The organism is Oceanibacterium hippocampi, assembly GCF_900172325.1.
Taxonomy (GTDB): Bacteria; Pseudomonadota; Alphaproteobacteria; order Sneathiellales; family Sneathiellaceae; genus Oceanibacterium; species Oceanibacterium hippocampi.
The window spans coordinates 1-15,545 of record NZ_FWFR01000003.1 but is presented as its reverse complement, the minus strand read 5'-3'; the positions used below and the strand labels follow the sequence as shown (position 1 = coordinate 15,545).

12 protein-coding genes and 1 pseudogene are annotated in these 15,545 nt (G+C 66.6%); 5 read left to right on the top strand and 8 right to left on the bottom strand.

Annotation, left to right across the window (positions count from 1 at the left end):
- Positions 1–2 precede the first annotated feature (2 nt).
- The 3 genes and pseudogenes from OCH7691_RS15530 to OCH7691_RS15520 form a co-directional block, all read right to left on the bottom strand.
- Positions 3–1,385 carry an HlyD family type I secretion periplasmic adaptor subunit gene (locus tag OCH7691_RS15530; protein WP_085884511.1) on the bottom strand — a complete coding sequence of 461 codons (1,383 nt, stop codon included), beginning with the start codon at positions 1,383–1,385 and terminating at the stop codon, positions 3–5.
- Positions 1,382–3,169 (bottom strand): type I secretion system permease/ATPase, encoded by a 1,788-nt coding sequence (locus OCH7691_RS15525; protein ID WP_085884510.1) that lies wholly within the window; start codon positions 3,167–3,169, stop codon positions 1,382–1,384. Before OCH7691_RS15525 ends, OCH7691_RS15530 begins: the two co-directional genes overlap by 4 nt.
- 427 nt (positions 3,170–3,596) lie before the next feature.
- Positions 3,597–4,085 (bottom strand): annotated as a pseudogene (locus tag OCH7691_RS15520) (peroxiredoxin); the annotation flags it as partial.
- Between the two features lie 230 nt (positions 4,086–4,315).
- Between OCH7691_RS15520 and OCH7691_RS15515 the strand changes: the two are divergent.
- Positions 4,316–7,780, top strand: a complete 3,465-nt coding sequence (locus OCH7691_RS15515; RefSeq protein ID WP_085884508.1) for a pyruvate carboxylase — start codon at positions 4,316–4,318, stop codon at positions 7,778–7,780.
- A gap of 8 nt (positions 7,781–7,788) precedes the next feature.
- Here OCH7691_RS15515 and OCH7691_RS15510 read toward each other — a convergent pair whose 3' ends face one another.
- From OCH7691_RS15510 to OCH7691_RS15500, 3 genes are read right to left on the bottom strand one after another with little or no spacing between them, the layout of a single operon-like run.
- A complete protein-coding gene (locus tag OCH7691_RS15510; RefSeq protein WP_085885123.1) occupies positions 7,789–8,691 on the bottom strand; it encodes an ornithine cyclodeaminase family protein in 903 nt (300 codons plus the stop codon).
- Positions 8,691–9,809 carry a DUF2332 domain-containing protein gene (locus tag OCH7691_RS15505; protein WP_085884507.1) on the bottom strand — a complete coding sequence of 373 codons (1,119 nt, stop codon included), beginning with the start codon at positions 9,807–9,809 and terminating at the stop codon, positions 8,691–8,693. The genes OCH7691_RS15510 and OCH7691_RS15505 overlap by 1 nt, the downstream gene beginning before the upstream one ends.
- Positions 9,806–10,603, bottom strand: a complete 798-nt coding sequence (locus tag OCH7691_RS15500; RefSeq protein WP_085885122.1) for a crotonase/enoyl-CoA hydratase family protein — start codon at positions 10,601–10,603, stop codon at positions 9,806–9,808. The genes OCH7691_RS15505 and OCH7691_RS15500 overlap by 4 nt, the downstream gene beginning before the upstream one ends.
- 164 nt (positions 10,604–10,767) lie before the next feature.
- Here OCH7691_RS15500 and OCH7691_RS15495 point away from each other — a divergent pair, with 164 nt between their 5' ends.
- Together OCH7691_RS15495 and rsmI are read left to right on the top strand one after the other, a co-directional pair.
- Positions 10,768–11,946, top strand: a complete 1,179-nt coding sequence (locus OCH7691_RS15495; RefSeq protein WP_085884506.1) for a DUF1217 domain-containing protein — start codon at positions 10,768–10,770, stop codon at positions 11,944–11,946.
- Between the two features lie 63 nt (positions 11,947–12,009).
- Entirely contained in the window at positions 12,010–12,831 is an 822-nt protein-coding gene (rsmI, locus tag OCH7691_RS15490; protein WP_085884505.1) for a 16S rRNA (cytidine(1402)-2'-O)-methyltransferase, read from the top strand.
- 3 nt (positions 12,832–12,834) lie between these two features.
- Here rsmI and OCH7691_RS15485 read toward each other — a convergent pair whose 3' ends face one another.
- Positions 12,835–13,734, bottom strand: a complete 900-nt coding sequence (locus tag OCH7691_RS15485) for a fatty acid desaturase (protein ID WP_085884504.1) — start codon at positions 13,732–13,734, stop codon at positions 12,835–12,837.
- Positions 13,735–13,845: 111 nt separating this feature from the next.
- Between OCH7691_RS15485 and OCH7691_RS15480 the strand changes: the two genes are divergently transcribed.
- Positions 13,846–14,271, top strand: coding sequence for a CBS domain-containing protein (locus OCH7691_RS15480; RefSeq protein ID WP_085884503.1), 426 nt, complete (start codon positions 13,846–13,848; stop codon positions 14,269–14,271).
- Positions 14,272–14,281: 10 nt separating this feature from the next.
- Here OCH7691_RS15480 and OCH7691_RS15475 read toward each other — a convergent pair whose 3' ends face one another.
- Positions 14,282–15,184 carry a patatin-like phospholipase family protein gene (locus OCH7691_RS15475; RefSeq protein ID WP_085884502.1) on the bottom strand — a complete coding sequence of 301 codons (903 nt, stop codon included), beginning with the start codon at positions 15,182–15,184 and terminating at the stop codon, positions 14,282–14,284.
- A 54-nt stretch (positions 15,185–15,238) separates the two neighbouring features.
- Here OCH7691_RS15475 and OCH7691_RS23530 point away from each other — a divergent pair.
- On the top strand, positions 15,239–15,545 hold a 307-nt coding region (locus OCH7691_RS23530), incomplete at its 3' end, for a hypothetical protein (protein ID WP_217808071.1).

The window sequence follows — 15,545 nt, the reverse complement described above, 5'->3', positions numbered from 1 at the left end:
GATCAGTTCTCCCGAAGCGAGCGGTCGAAGCTGCGCTTGAGCGGCCCGATCAGGTAATCGAACAGGGTCTGCTCGCCCGTCACGATCATCGTTTCCGCGGGCATGCCGGGATAGAGCCGCGCATCCTTCAGCAGTTCGAGCTGCCCCGGATCGATTTCCACCCGCGCCTTGTAATAGATCTGCCCGGTCCGCTCCTTCTGCAGCGAGTCCGCCGAGACGAAAGTGACCGTGCCCTTGAGTGTCGGCGTCGTGCGCTGGTCGAACGAGGTGAGACGGACTTTCGCCGGCAGTCCGACCGAGACGACATCGATATCGACCGGATTGACCTCCGCTTCGATGATGAGATTCTCCTCCTGCGGCACGAGATCGAGGACTGCCTCGCCGGGACGGATCACACCGCCCGTGGTGTAGAAGCGCAGGTTGGCGACAACGCCGGATTCCGGCGCCAGGATGACCTGGCGCTTCAGGATGTCCTCGGCGGAAGCGAGCCGCTCTTCCTCGCTCGATATGTCGGTCTGCAAGGCACGGAGAGTTTCGGCGATCTCGCTGTCGCGCTGGTTCCTCAGGTCGAGAATCTGCAGGTCGGTCTCGCCGATCGCCTCCTTCGCCTGGGCGATACGGCCGCGATACTCGCCGAGGCGACCACCGAACTCCGCCGCCTGGCGCTGCAGCGCGAGAAGCCGCGGCTTCGGCGCGAGGCCCTTCTTGACGAGCCCGCTGACCGCCTGGATCTCTTCCTTGATCAGGTTGGTCTGCTCGATCATCGACTTTTCCTGGGCGCGCAGCCCGTCGATTTGCGCGTCGAGCTGGCCGACCCGTTCATTGAGGATTTCAAGCTGGCCTTCGAAGGCACGCTGCCGGGTCGCGAAGATCGCGTCCTGGCCGGACAGGATCTCGGCCACTTCCGGACTGTCGGCGCGCTGGCTGCTCAGCCAGTCCGGATAGACCGGCTTCTCCAGCCGGTCGCGCTCGGCGATCACGCGGGCCTCCTGGGCGCGGAGCGCGTTCAGCTTGCTGCGCGCGGAACTCCACGAGGCGCGGGCCTGGGTGGTGTCGAGGCGGATCAGCGGGTCGTTCCGCGAGACCACGTCGCCCTCGCGCACCAGAATCTCTTCGATGATGCCGCCTTCCAGATGCTGCACCGTCTTGCTGTTGTCGGCGACCCGGACCGAGCCCGGCGCGACCGCGGCGCTGGAGAGCGGCAGGAAGTATGACCAGGCGGCGAATCCGCCGAAGAATATGAGCAGTATCACCAGCCCGGCGAGGATCGGGCCGCGGGCATTCGGCGCCTTCTCCGGTTCCGGCCGTGTCGTTGCCGGCCCGGGGGTTGCGCCGTCGCTGATCGCCGGGCGGGTTTCGCCGTCTGTCATCGTTGTCAGGCTCATTTCCCGGTACTCCGGGTTGCGGGAACACTACGGCCGCTCTTCAGCGCCGGGCGGCCGCCCGGCTGGCGGCGGACCATGCGCGGATCACCCTTCTCGGGTTTCGGCGCTTCCTTCGGCTGGCGGATCTGCGCCAGCACTTCTTCCTTGGTGCCGATCAGGTCGACGGTGCCGTTGCGGAGCACGAGGATCCGGTCGACATGGGTCAGGACGCTCTGCCGGTGGGCAATGATGATGACATTGGCGCCCTGGTTCTTGAGCGAGCGGATCGCTGTCGCGAGCGCCTGTTCGCCCTCGCTGTCGAGATTGCTGTTCGGCTCGTCGAGAACGACGAGGCGCGGCTCGCCGAGCAGGGCACGGGCCAGCGCGATACGCTGCCGCTGGCCAGCCGAGAGCACGGTGCCGCTTTCACCGATTTCGGTTTCGTAACCCTTCGGCAGGCGCAGGATCATCTCGTGCACGCCGGCCATCTGGGCCGCCTTCACGATGTCTTCCGGCGGCACGTCGCGCATGCGCGCGATATTGTCGCGGACGGTGCCGCCGAACAGTTCGACGTCCTGCGGCAGATAGCCGATGAAGCGGCCGACATTTTCCCGGCTCCAGCGGAAGATATCGGCGAAATCGAGACGGACGACCCCCGAGGTCGGCTGCCAACTGCCGACGATCAGCCGGGCCAGCGTGGATTTTCCTGCCGCGGACGGTCCGACGATCGCCAGCGCCTCGCCCGGCGAGGCGGCGAAGGAGATGTTGCGCAGGATCGGCTTCTCGCCACCCGGCGGAACGAACGAGACCTTCTCGACCGTGAGATAGCCTTCCGGCTCCGGCAGCGGCATCGATTTCTGCCGCAGGCCGCCCTCATCGAAGAAGCCTTTCAGCCGGCGCAGCGAGGCGCGGGCACCGATCACCTGGCGCCAGGTGCCGATCGCCTGTTCGACCGGCTGCAGGGCGCGGCCGAGAATGATCGAGGCGGCGATCATGCCGCCGGGGGTCAGGACCTGCTCCATCGCCAGGTAGGCGCCGAGGCCGAGGATGCCGACCTGGATCGCGAGTCGGAAGAACTTGGTCATCGAGACGATGATGCCGGCGCGGTCGGAGGCCTCGCGCTGCAGCGACAGCACGGCCTTGTTCTCGATCGCCCAGCGGTCGATCAGGCTCTGCGCCATGCCCATCGCGTCGACAGCTTCGGCGTTGCGCGTGGTCATTTCCGCCCGGCGGTTCGCCGTCAGCGCCATCATGCTGGCGTCGCGCAGCGGCCGGTTGGTGATCTTCTCGTTGACGATCGCGAGCGCGAACAGCAGCACCGCGCCGCCCAGGGCGACCACCCCGAGCCAAGGATGGAGCAGGAAGATCACCAGCAGATACACCGGCACCCAGGGGGCGTCGAACAGCGAGAAGATCGCCGCGCCGCCCAGGAGGTTGCGGATGTTGGCGATGTCCTGCAGCGATTCGGTGCGGTAGAAGCGGCCGCGAAGCGTCGAGCCGATGGAGCGTTCGAGCGCTTCCGGGCCGAGCACATCCTCGAGCCAGGAACTGACCCGCACCATGATCTTGGAGCGTACCAGCTCCATCAGCGCGAGCGTCAGGACCGCGGCGATCGCCATGATCGTGAGCACGATCAGGGTTTCCTTGCTGCCGCTGGTCAGGGCGCGGTCGAAAATCTGCATCATGTAGATCGGCACGCTCAGCATCAGGATATTGATGGCCATGCTGAAGAGGCCGACGAACACGAATGTGCGTCGGCAAACCGCGAGGGTTTGCGTCAGAAGATTGGTTCCGGGTCGCGTCATGCTGTCAGATCACACGAAAAAATGGTCACATAAATACGGGACTGGCGGCCCGACTATCTGCTCTGCGTTTTCCCCCGGATCGGCAGAGTGGTTGCGATGAACCTAATCCCGTATGGTTGACGAGAGTTTAACGCGACGGGGGTCGCTGGCTATCGTCGTGCGCCTTAGCGGCTGACATCGGAAATTGCGGTTCATCGGGCCGCGGGATTTTGTGTATCACGCAAGTGCGAAATATGACAGCGCCAAGCGCCGTCAACGCACGGTGCGAGAGAATGCGCGGGAAAGTGGCGGTTTCGTGACGCCACGCCAAAAAAATAAATTTGGATGCGGGCCCGGAACGCAGAAATGCCGCGGCGCACGGCCGCGGCATCTCGCGTTCGGTTATCCTAGAGGGGAGGGGCGATCAGGCGGCTGCCTTCTTGCCCTTCAGGTAACCGAGCATGGTCTCGACATCGCTGACCTTGAAGGGGTCGCCTGCCGCGTTGCGGTCCTCGGCGAAGATCTTCTCGATCACGCCGTCGCGGACCAGCATCGAGTAGCGCCAGGAACGCTTGCCGAAGCCGAGGTCCTGCTTGTCGACGAGCATGCCCATTCCTTCGCTGAACTCGCCGTTGCCGTCCGGCACCATGACGATCTCGTCGTCGATGCCCTGGTCCTTGGCCCAGGCGTTCATCACGAAGCTGTCGTTGACCGACAGGCACAGGATCTCGTCGACGCCGGCCTCGCGCAACGCGTCGCCCCGGGTCAGGTAGCCCGGCAGATGGGTCGACGAGCAGGTCGGCGTGAAGGCGCCCGGCAGGGCGAACAGCACGACGGTCTTGCCGGCGAACAGGTCGGCGGTCGTGACATTCTTCCACTCGCCGTTGGCACGGGTACGGAAGGTGACGTCAGGGACGCGATCTCCGATGGTCTTCATGGCGTAACAAATCTCCGGTTGGACAGGGGCGTAAATTCTATAATGCCAATAATCAGCGTTATAACCCGTTGATTAATTGATGTTGTGCAGTGCATATAATGCCTGGATCGACGCTGTCAACCGGGCTCGAAAAAGTTTGCGAACGATTCGCATATGCCGAATTCGACGTTTCCTCGCGGACCCTGCCGTCGTAGTCTCCGCCCTTCCATGAGGGGGAAGGGGAGACCGCGATGCCGTCATCAAACGGAACACCGTTTCGCAAGCTGCTGGCGGCGAATCGCAGCGAGATCGCGATCCGCATCTTTCGCGCCGCGTCCGAGCTCGGCATGGAGACGGTGGCGATCTACAGCCGCGAGGACCGCTTCGCGCTGCATCGCTTCAAGGCCGACCAGAGCTTCGAGGTCGGCCAGGGCGGCGATCCGGTAAAGGCCTATCTCGACATCGACGAGATTATCCGGGTCGCCCGCCAGGCGGGCGTCGACGTGATCCACCCGGGCTACGGTTTCCTGTCCGAGAATCCGGATTTCGCCCGCGCCTGCGCGGCAGCCGGGATCGCCTTTGTCGGCCCGCCCCCCGAGGTGATGGAGGAACTGGGCTCGAAGGTGGCGGCCCGTGCCCTGGCCGAACGGGCCGGCGTGCCGGTGGTGCCGGCCAGCGGGGCCCTGCCCGGGGACGAGGATGAAGTGCGCCGCATCGCCCGCGACATCGGCTACCCGCTGATGCTCAAGGCAAGCTGGGGCGGCGGCGGCCGCGGCATGCGCGTGATCGAGAGCGAGGACGAACTGCTCCACGCCGCAGAGGCCGGCCGGCGCGAATCGCGCGCGGCTTTCGGCCGGGACGAGGTGTTCCTTGAGAAACTGGTCCGTCGCGCCCGTCACGTCGAAGTGCAGGTCATTGCCGACGCCGCCGGACAGGTCGTCCATCTGTATGAGCGCGACTGCTCGATGCAGCGCCGTTACCAGAAGGTCGTGGAACGGGCGCCGGCGCCCTACCTCGACGACGAGACCCGGAACGCGCTCTGCGCCTCCGCTGTCCGGCTCGCCGAAGCCGCCGGTTATCGCAATGCCGGCACGGTCGAGTACCTGATGGATGCCGACAGCGGCGCCTTTTATTTCATCGAGGTCAATCCGCGCGTCCAGGTCGAGCATACGGTGACCGAGGAGGTTACCGGCATCGACATCGTGAAGGCACAGATCCGCATCGCTGGCGGCGCCCGGATCGGCGAGCCCGGCAGCGGCGTGCCCGAGCAGGCGGGCATCCGGCTCAACGGTCATGCCCTGCAATGCCGCATTACGACAGAGGATCCGCAGAACAAGTTCGTGCCCGACTATGGCCGGATCAGCGCCTATCGCGGCGCCACCGGCTTCGGCATCCGCCTCGACGGCGGGACCGCCTATTCCGGCGCGCTGATCACGCCCTTTTACGATTCACTGCTGGAGAAGGTGACCGCCTGGGCGCCCTCGCCGGACGAGGCAATCGCCCGCATGGGCCGGGCGCTCCGCGAATTCCGCATCCGCGGCGTGGCGACCAACCTGCTGTTCCTGGAAACCCTGATCGGTCATCCGAAATTCCGGAACTTCGATTACACGACGCGCTTCATCGACGAGACGCCGGAACTGTTCGAACCGCCGGCCCGGCGCGACCGGGCGACCCGCCTGCTGACCTTCGTTGGCGAGACCGCGGTCAACGGCAACCCCGAGGTCGAGGGCCGGAACCTGCCGGGATCGCTGCCGGAACCGCGCCTGCCGCGCCTCCCGGACGGCGCGCCGGCCGCGCCCGACGGCACGAAACAGCGCTTCGACGCGCTCGGCCAGAAGGGCTTCGCAGATTGGATGCTGGCCGAGAAGCGGCTGCTGCTCACCGACACGACGATGCGCGACGCCCACCAGTCGCTGCTGGCGACGCGGATGCGGAGCTACGACATGCTCCGTGTCGCGCCCCATTACGCGGCGCTGATGCCGGAACTCTTCTCGCTGGAATGCTGGGGCGGGGCGACCTTCGACGTCGCCATGCGGTTCCTGAAGGAAGACCCCTGGGAGCGCCTGGCCGGACTGCGCGAGGCGGTGCCGAATGTTCTGCTGCAGATGCTGCTCCGCGGCGCCAACGGCGTCGGCTACAAGAACTATCCGGACAATGTCGTGCGCTTCTTCGTGGCCCAGGCGGCCGCGGCCGGGATCGACGTCTTTCGGGTGTTCGATTCGCTCAACTGGGTCGAGAACATGCGGGTCGCCATGGATGCGGTGGCCGAGAGCGGCAAGCTTTGCGAGGCGGCGATCTGCTATACCGGCGATCTCCTCGAGCCGGGAAGCAAGTACGACCTCGCTTATTACGTCAGCATGGCCAAGGAGCTTGAGGCGGCCGGCGCCCATATCCTCGGTATCAAGGACATGGCCGGCGTCTGCAAGCCGGCAGCGGCCGGGCGCCTGGTCCGGGCCCTGAAGGACGAGGTCGGGATCCCGATCCATTTCCACACCCATGATACCAGCGCGGTCGCGGTCGCCAGCGTCCTCGCCGCGGCGGAAGCCGGTGTCGATGCCGCCGACGCGGCGGTCGATTCGATGAGCGGGCTGACCAGCCAGGGCAATCTCGGCTCGATCTCGGAGGCGCTGCGTGGCGATCCCCGCGATCCGGGACTGTCGCGACCGGCGCTCCGCCAGATGGCGCATTACTGGGAAGACGTGCGGCGCTATTACCTGCCCTTCGAAAGCGACATGCGGTCCGGCGCCGCGAGCGTGTTCGAGCATGGCATGCCGGGCGGGCAGTATACCAACCTGCGGGAGCAGGCCCGTTCCCTTGGCCTGGAGAAGCACTGGCCCGAGGTCGAGGCCGCCTATGCCGAGGTGAACCGGCTGTTCGGCGACATCGTGAAGGTGACGCCGAGCTCCAAGGTGGTGGGCGACATGGCGCTCTTCATGGTCTCGAACGGGATCACGGCCGACGATGTCGAGGATCCGGAACGGGACATCGCCTTTCCCGAATCGGTCATCGAACTGTTCCGGGGCGACCTGGGGCAGCCCTACGGCGGGTTCCCCGAGGCTCTGCAGCGGAAGATCCTGAAGGGCGAGACGCCGCTCGAGACCCGACCTGGCGCGACCCTGAAGGCGGCCGACCTGGAGGCCGAGCGGAAGGCGCTCCAGAAGGAACTCGGTCGCGAGATCGCCGATAACGATCTCGCCAGCTACCTGATGTATCCGGCTGTCTACCTTGAATATGCCCGGCACCGCCGCGATTACGGCGATGTGTCGGTGCTGCCGACGCCGCTCTTCTTCTACGGCCCGGAGGACGGCGAGCCGGTCAATCTCGAACTCGAGCGCGGCGTCACCATGATCATCAATTACCTAGCCGCGAGCGAGCCGGACGAGGAGGGGATGCGGACGGTCTTCTTCGAGCTCAACGGGCAGCCGCGCGCGGTGAAGGTCGCCGACCGGCATGCCGCATCAAGTGTCGAGCGCCATCGCAAGGCGGACGAGACCGATCCGGGCCAGATCGGTGCGCCGATGCCGGGCATGGTCGTCACCATGGCTGTCCGCGAAGGTGACAAGGTGGCCCGTGGCGACCGGCTGTTCACCATCGAGGCGATGAAGATGGAAACCGCGATCTATGCCGAGGCCGACGGCGAAGTGACCGAAGTAGTCCGGGGACCGGGCAGCCGCGTCGACGCCCACGATCTCGTGGTGGTCCTCGACGTGGGCTGAGGCGGGGCTCAGCCCGCTGCCTGGTGGCGATCGTAGATCAGCTTGGCGGCGGCGATGTCCTCGATCGACAGGCCGACCGATTCGAAGATCGTGGTCGACGCCCGGTCAATCCTGACGGTGCCGGCGATGACCTCGCCGAGTTCCGCGTCGACCGTCGCGCCCGAAAGCCGCACGTCGCCGCAGCCGTCCTGCGCGGCCTCGCGGGAATCGACGATGACGATATTCTCCATCGCCCGGTCGTCGAGCTCCCGCGAATCCTGGCCGTGCCAGCCGACCGCGTTGACATGGGCGCCTGGCTTCAGCCACTCGCCCATCAGGATCGGTTCGTCCGACGCCGTCGCGGTGACGACCACGTCCGCATCCCGGACCGCCTGCTCGGCCGACATTGCCCGGCCGCCAACTTTCTCGGCAAGACGCTCGGCCTTGGCCTGGTTCCGGCTCCAGAGGCGGATCTCGCGATAGTTGCCGACATGGCGGAGGGCATGGACATGGGCTTCCGCCTGCACGCCGCTACCGAGAACGGCCAGCACCTCGGCGTCCGGCCGGGCGAGCGCCCGGGTCGCGGCGGCGGACACCGCGGCGGTCCGCATCTCGGTGATCAGGCCGCCGGAGAAGGTCGCCAGATGCTCGCCGGTCTCGGGCCGGTAAAGCAGCACCGTCGCCAGATGGGTCGGCAGGTCGCGGGCCGCGTTCTCCGGATAGACATTGACGATCTTGATGCCCATGGCGTCCTCAGCCAGCGCCGGCATCGAAAGAAAGAAGCCGGCATGGCGCTCCACCGGGATCACCATGCGTGGCGGCTGCGTGACCTGGCCGGCCGAGAAGGCGGCAAGCGCCCGCTCCATCGCCGGGATCAGCGCCGCGTAGTCGAGCAGCCGGGCGACATCGTCTTCGTCGAAATTCAGCGTCATCATGGTTCCTCGGTGTTTGTGTCGGCCGCTTCGGGCGCCCCATCGCCCAGCCATTCCAGCCATTCGCCATGGGCGCCGGCGCGGGCGAGTTCCCTGTCGTCCAGACAGCGTCCCGCATCATGGATACGGAGGCTGAGCCGGGCCGCTTCCCGGCCGTCCCATTCGAAGCCGACCTCGGCGACCGGGCGGTCGCGGGACAGTGCCCCCAGGATTTCCCGGAACCGTTGCCGGGCCGTCTCGGGCAACTGGTAGAGCACGAAGGAGTGATAGAGACAGAGCGGCACGCTGGCCGGCAGCTCGTCGGCGAGCCGGGGCAGCAGCTCGAGCCCGTCGCCGACGCGAATCTCGGGCGGATTGCGACGGGCATGGTCGAGTGCCGCGTCGAGCAAAGCGAACCGCTCCCGCTGTTCCGGCCAGACCAGGGCGCGCAGCCAGGCCCGGTCCTCCGGGTCGCGGATGTCGAGCGGATTGAGTTCGAGCCCGAGCCGGTTCGCGAAGCGCGGCATGGGCAGCGCGAGTGCCGCGGGCAGCGACCCTCGCAAGGCGGAGCGCAAGGTCACCGTCGCATCCGCGGGGCCGTACCGGGCGCCGTCGCCGTAGTCGTAGCCATAGGCGTCGAAGCCGAGCAGGAGGCCGGCACTGGCCCCGAACTCGACCAGTGTCGGCGCCCGATCCGGCGCGGCCTGCGCGAGGACGTGCCCTGCCATCTGCAGGGCCGGGCGCAGCGGTGCTGCGCGGCGGACTTCGTTGGTCCCGACGATGCGCCGGGTGACGATGGCCGAGATCCGGGCCTGGTGCCGGTGCAGGAAGTCGTCCAGTGCGGGCCCGACATCGCCTGTGCCGGGCGGGTCGTCATCGAGATCCGGGTAGAAACGGCGGAGCGGGTGGTCGATCCCTTCCTGCAGCAGGAAATGCACCGCGCCGAGCAGGATATTGGCCGGCGGCTGGCCGGGCTGGCGCTGTCCGGCCAAGTCGAGGGCCAGGTGATTGTCGGCCGCGGCCATCGCCAGGCGGGCGTAGAGCGGCGATATGCCGGGGCACTCGATCGTCGCGAAGCGCCGGAAGCGGTCGGCGAGCGCGTCGCGCCCGCTTTCCGCCCCGGTCACCGGTCCGTTCATGGCTTGAAGTTGCCGGGCCGCTTCTCGAAGAAGGCGGTGATCGCCTCGTGATGGTTGTCGGTGTGATGCGCCAACGCCTGGTAACCGGCCGACATCTCCAGCAACGTCGAAAGCCGCATGTGCTGGCCTTCGCGCAGCAGCCGCTTGGTGAGGCGAAGTGCCTCGGGCGGATTCGCGGCAATCCTGTTGGCCAGCGCCGTCGCATCCTGGAGCAGTTCGTCCGGCGCTACGACGCGGGAGACGAGGCCGTACTCCAGTGCCGTCCGGGCGTCGATCATGTCGCCGGTGAAGGCCATCTCCGCCGCCCGGCTCATGCCGATGGCGCGCGGCAGCAGCCAGGCGCCGCCGTCGCCGGGAATGATGCCGAGCTTGACGAAACTCTCCGCGAAGACCGCGCTGTCTGCGGCGATGCGGATGTCGCACATGCAGGCGAGGTCGCAGCCGGCGCCGATTGCCGCGCCGTTCACGGCCGCGATCGTCGGCACGTCGAGCTCGTAGATCGCCAGAGGCACGCGCTGGATGCCGCGACGATAGGATTCCCGGATCTCCGCCGGGTTGCCGCCGAACAGCCCCTCGCGGTCGCGCATATGCTTGACGTTGCCGCCGGCGCAGAAGGACTTGCCCGCGCCGGTCAGCACGACCGCGCGAACGGTATTGTCGCGATTGATGCGGCGGCAGGCATCCTCGATGGCGTCGAACATCGCATCGTCGGAAAGCGCGTTCCGCTCTTCCGGCCGGTTGAGCGTCAGCGTCACGACATGGCCGGACTGGGTGTAGAGCAGCGGATCGGTCATCGGTTTCATTCCCTGAGTTTCGTTGGCCATAGACTAGCCACCGTGGGGCAGAGGTGAAGGGGCAATCGGTGGCCTTCGCGTTCATACTCTCTTAACGGCTCCTTAACCGGGCGGCCGCGATACTGCCCGATGCGGCAATCCAGCCGCGAGATGGAGCGGTTTCGATGATCCTCCCCGGTCTCAGCGCGATGGGCTCGATGCCGGCCTTGGTCGCCTACGACTATGTCCAGAAGCAGGGTGACCAGCAGGTCGAGGCGCTGCGGAACAGCCCTACGTTGAAATCCGAGATCTCCTATTTCACCCAGCGGCTGCCGGTCGCGACGGAGACGCCGGCGATCGATCTCAGCGACGATTTCCGGGTCAAGCGCGAGATCAGCTATTTCCGCTCGAAGCTGCCGCTGATCCAGAATGTCGATGATTTCCTGGCGGACGAGCGCCTCGTTTCCTTCGCGATGACCGCCTATGGCCTCGCGGACAAGACCGACAAGACACAATATGTCGAGGATGGCGAACTCAAGACCAAGTTCGACAAGCAGTTCCTGATCGACATGGTGTTCAAGGATTCGCAGCTCGACGGCACGTCGCCCGTGAAGGCCCTCGGGCCGAACTGGCAGGCGCTCAACAAGGACATGAACTTCTCCGACTACGGGACGAACCGGATTCGCGACCGGGATTTCGTCGTCGGCCTGATCGACAAGTATGTCGGCGCCAAGAACGATGCCGCGACCGAGGCAGCGAATGCCGACAAGAGGCAGAGCTACATCACGCTCGAGCGCTTCTCCTCCGATTCCCGGCTCATGCGATTCGCGATGGTCGCCGCGGGCCTCGGCAGCGAAACTGACAAGATCGGCCTTGCACAGCGCATCCTGCGGGAAGATCCCGAGAATCCGAAGTCGGCGGTGAAGCAGCTCGACGATGCCCGCTGGACGGCCTTTCGCGAGATGTTCGACTTCGGCAGCAAGGGCCGGATCGCGCTGCCGATCAATGCCTCCGTCATCGATCAGTATGTCGAAGGCGTCCGCAACGCCGAGATCGAGGAACAGAATCCCGCGCTGAGTGCCGCGATGTTCCTCAAGGAACAGGGCACGACGGTCAAGAACACCTTCCAGATCCTTGCCAGCCCGACCCTGCGCGAGGTCTTTACCGTTACCTTCAATCTGCCGCGCGAAATGGCCCTGCAGAGCGTCGAGACCCAGGCCGGCTATATCGACCGCGCCTTCGATATCGCGAAACTCCAGGACCCGAAGGAACTGGACAAGCTGATCCAGCGATTCCTCCTGGCCAGCGATTCCGGCACGCAGACGGTCGATTCATCGGGCGGCCTGCTCAACCTGTTCGCCTGATCGCCGGCGCGCGGTGACGCCGGCCCTTGCCTTGGGCCGCCCTATCGCGCTCTAACGTCGGGAATGAGCAAGAAATCCCGCAAGCGCGAAACCCCGGAGGAGCCCGAAGGGCCGACCTTCTACGTGGTCGCCACCCCGATCGGCAACCTGGAAGACCTGTCCGCACGTGCGCTCCGCGTCCTGAAGGAGGTCGCGGGCCTCGCCTGCGAGGATGTCCGCGTCACGCGCAAGCTGCTGTCGGCCTACGAGGTGCCGGCGCCCGACCATCTCTTTTCCTGCCATGCCCATAACGAGGACCGGGCGGTTCACCGCATTCTCGGCATCCTCGCCGAAGGCGGCTCGGTCGCACTGGTCACCGACGCCGGCTCGCCGGGGGTCAGCGACCCGGGTCAGCGTGCGGTCACCGCGGTGCGCGAGGCCGGGCACCGGATCGAGGTCGTCCCGGGGGCGAGCGCGGTGACGACGGCGCTGGTCGCGTCCGGCTTCCCGATCGCCTCCTATGCCTTCTTCGGGTTCCCGCCGCGACGCCCGGGGCGGATCCGCAAGCTGTTCGCCGCCGCCGGCGAGTTTCCGGGCGCCATCGTCTTCTTCGAATCGCCCTATCGCGTCGGCCGCTTCCTGGCCCTCGCGCACGAGGTGCTGGGCGACCGGGAGGCGGCGCTCTGCTTCGAACTGACGAAGAAGTTCGAGCGGGTCGAAGCCGGGCGGCTGGGCGCGCTCGCCGAGGCTTATGCCGAGAAGCAGGGCCGGGGCGAGGTCACCATCGTGATAGCCCGCGCCGGCGCTGACGATGACGACGGCGCCGATGACGACGACAGCGAGACCGGTGACGGCGACGACAGCGAAGGGCCGGCCCGACGGGCGCGCCGCCGGCCGCGCGACTGACCCTCAGACTGGTCGGCCGGCCTTGCGCCAGAGGTCCCGGTGGACCGCGATATAGCCGCTCGTCCTGTTCTGGAGATTATCCTCCACTTCGTGCCGGAGCGCGGGCAGGCTGTGCCAGGGAACGCCGGGCCAGCCGTGATGTTCGGCATGGTAGGACATGTTCCAGCCGAGCGCGCGGATCGCCGCGTTGCTGTCGATGCTGCGCGAATTGACCAGCATCTCCGGGACGAGCGGCAGGCCGCCATGCTCCGCCATCAGGAAGAGTCTCAGCATCGGCTGGCCGAGCAGGACCGGCGCGAGCCAGTAGAGCCAGGCTGTCCCGGCCACGCCCGGGACGAGGAGGACGGCCGCATAGAGCACGAGGTAGATCCGCGCCTCGCTGACGATTCCGGGGCGTGCGCGGTCGGTGACGAAGGCTTCCGGAACCCGTCCGATCGCATGCCCCGCGAGCACGGAAACCGCCGAGATCCAGTAGGGCACGCCGGTCAGGCGCCAGAGATAGGCGGCCCGCGACGGCAGGACCGGGCCGGGCGCCTCGGGGTCGCGCGCGGCGTCCTGGGTGAAGCGGTGGTGGGCGAAATGGAAGGCGCGGAAATAGCGCGGCGGCAGGATCAGCACGAAACCGGCGGCGTGGGCGACCGCCTCGTTCAGCCAGCGACTGCGGAAGGCGGTCCGGTGGATCGTCTCGTGCAGTGGCGCGAACAGGAACACCAGCAGGGTGCCGTGAACGAACAGCGCCGGCAGCAGCCAGAGGCTGTCCCGCGCCAGAGTGACGGCAAGGCCGCTCGCCGCGATAAACCCGATATGGCCGGCCAGGTGACGCAGCCCCGGGCCGTCGCGGCGGCGGTGCAGGGGGCGGATCCTTGCCTGCCGCGGGCTCTCCTGGCGCACGGTCCTGTTCATCGGCAGTTTCCCGCGCGTAACGGGGCGGCCGCGATCGCCTTGCTTCGGGCCGGCAAATTAGGGACACTTGAAGCAAGCGGAGGCAACGCACAGACAGGTTGGGAGTAGACCATGAAGGTTCTCGACATTCTCAATCGCAAGGGCGGCGACGTCCTTTCCATCGGGCCGGACGAGTCCCTCGCCGCGGCCGCGGCCATTCTCGCCGAACGGAAGATCGGTGCCCTGCTCGTGATGAAGGCAGAGCGGATCGCCGGGGTCCTGTCCGAGCGCGACATCGTTCGCGCGGTCGCGGGCGCCGGCGCGCCCTGTCTCGAACACAAGGTTTCCGAGCACATGACGGTCGACGTCATCACCTGCGCCCCGGAAGACAGCATCGACGCGGTGATGTCGCAGATGACGGCCTCTCGGATCCGCCATCTGCCGGTCCTCGATGGCGCCCGGCTGGCCGGCATGATCTCGATCGGCGACGTGGTCAAGAATCGCATCGACGAGATCGAGAACGAGGCCAGAGCGCTTCGCGAATATATCACCGCCTGAACTCTCCCGGTCAGGCCAGCACGGCGAGTGCCTGATTGAGCGCCGGCAGCGCCCGGTCGACGGATTCGCGCCCACGAAGCATCATGGCTTCCGCGTGCTCGAAGTCGAGCAGGCCGAAATCACCGAGACGTGGCGCCACCACCACGTCCGGGGGATCGCCGGCGAGGCGGGAGCGGCTCAGCCGGTCCTGCACGATGTCGAGGGCATTCACCATCACCCCGAACAGGCTGGGCGTATCGCCGGTGCCCTTGAACAGGCGTTTGCGGATCGCGTTGACCGGATCGCCGGTGAAGACCGGCATGCTTGCCGACTGCCAGTCGGTCAGCGTGCTTTCACGGGCTGCGTGGCTTGAACGGCCGAAGAAGTCGGCGTTGAGATTGACCGCGATGACGAGCCGGGCGCCGAGCGCCCGACAGACCGAAACCGGGACCGGGTTGGTCAAGGCGCCGTCGACCAGCCAGCGCCCGTCGACCTGGACCGGCGGGAAGAAACCGGGCAACGCGTAGGAGGCGGTGATCGCCTGCACCAGGTCGCCGCGGCGAATCCAGATCTCGTGCCCGGTGGCAAGTTCGGTGGCGATCGCGATGAAGGGCTTGCCGAGTTTCTCGAAAGGCTTGTCGCCGAGCGATTCGTTCAGCAGTTTCGCAAGCCGCCGGCCGCCGATCAGGCCGCCGCCTGAAAACTGCAGGTCGAAATAGCGAAGCATGCCGGATCGGCTCAGGCTGAGCGCCCATTTCTTCAGGGTATCCAGCTCGCCTGCCAGGTAGACGCCGCCGACGAGTGCGCCGATCGAGGTCCCGGCGACAACGTCCGGCTTGATGCCCAGTTCCTCGAGCCGCTCGAGAACGCCGATATGCGCCCAGCCGTGGGCGACGCCACTGCCGAGTGCCAGTCCAATGGTGGGTATTGCCATGCCTTCGCCCCCTACGCTGCCTGCGGGGCCCAAGAATACGCCAGTCGGACCCCGTTGCCGATCCTGACCGACCGCCCGCGTTTCGACAAATCGCGAATTATCCTGACGAATTTGCTTGCAATGGAATCGGCGCGGGGGCATATCAGCGCTCCGGCCGCGACGCGAAGTCGTGTTTCCAAACTTGATCAACGGACCTTCGGGCAGTACAATCGCTGCCTTCCGCAGATCGCGGGTGAAAGCCTGTTGACAGGGTTTGGCAGGGTTCGTATAAGCCGGGCCTCGCAGCGACGCGGTGGTCTTTCGGGGCTGGCGGGTTGCGGCGAGGCGGGGCCGCTGAGGCGGTTCTGGAGAGGCGCTCTTT